The organism is Streptomyces sp. NPDC058579 (assembly GCF_042718575.1).
Classification (GTDB): domain Bacteria; phylum Actinomycetota; class Actinomycetes; order Streptomycetales; family Streptomycetaceae; genus Streptomyces.
On the sequence record NZ_JBHXPI010000097.1, the window covers coordinates 1 to 1,053 of the forward strand.

The window sequence follows — 1,053 nt, forward strand, 5'->3', positions numbered from 1 at the left end:
TGTATTGATCACGAGCGTTGTTAACGCTGTCTGGTCTTGATCATGGCGAAGACCTCCGGTGTGGTGGAGGTGTCTAGGCTTCACCGCACACGGAGGTCTTCGTGTCCCACCGTAATGCCCGGCTGACCGTGCACGGCAGGCGGCTGCTGGTCGAACGTGTCCGTTCCGGTCGTCCGGTCGCGCATGTCGCGGCCGAGATGGGCATATCGAGGCCCACAGCCCACAAATGGGTCCGCCGCTGGCGGGCCGAAGGCGACGCGGGCCTGGCCGACCGCTCCAGCCGCCCGCACACGACCCCGCACCGGACAGCAGCCGACATCGAGGAGCGGGTCTGCGACCTGCGACGGACCCGCAAGCTCGGGCCCGCCCGGATCGGCCCGATCCTGGGACTGCCCGCATCCACCGTCCACCGGATCCTCACCCGCCACCGGCTGAACCGGCTGGCCTTCATCGACCGCCCGACCGGCATGGTGATCCGCCGCTACGAACGCGAACGACCCGGCGAACTCGTCCACATCGACGTGAAGAAGCTCGGCCGGATCCCCGACGGCGGCGGCCACAAGGCCCTGGGCCGCCAGGCCGGCCGAGCCACCCGCAGCCAGATGGGTTTCGACTACGTCCACTCCGCCGTCGACGACCACTCCCGCCTGGCCTACAGCGAGATCCACCCGGACGAGAAAGTCGCGACCTGCGCGGCCTTCCTGGCCCGAGCGGCCGCGTTCTTCCACGGCCACGGCATCACCCGGATCGAACGGGTCCTGACGGACAACGCATGGGCCTACCGCAAGGGCCTGGCCTGGAAGGCCGTCCTCGCCGAACTCGGCGCGACCGGGAAACTCACCCGTGCCTACCGGCCGCAGACCAACGGCAAGGTCGAACGCTTCAACCGCACCCTGCTCGACGAATGGGCCTACCAGCGGCCCTACACCTCGAACGACGAACGGACAGCGGCCCTGACAGCCTTCCTCCACACCTACAACCACCACCGCTGCCACACCGCACTCGACGGACACCCGCCCATCAGCCGCGTCAACAACCCTGCGGGTCAATACA

General features: G+C 68.4%; 1 protein-coding gene. It reads left to right on the plus strand.

The window, feature by feature from the left end; translation table 11 throughout:
* Positions 1-101: 101 nt before the first annotated feature.
* A partial coding sequence (locus ACFWRO_RS37080; protein ID WP_384519112.1) for an IS481 family transposase occupies positions 102-1,053 on the plus strand: 952 nt, incomplete at its 3' end.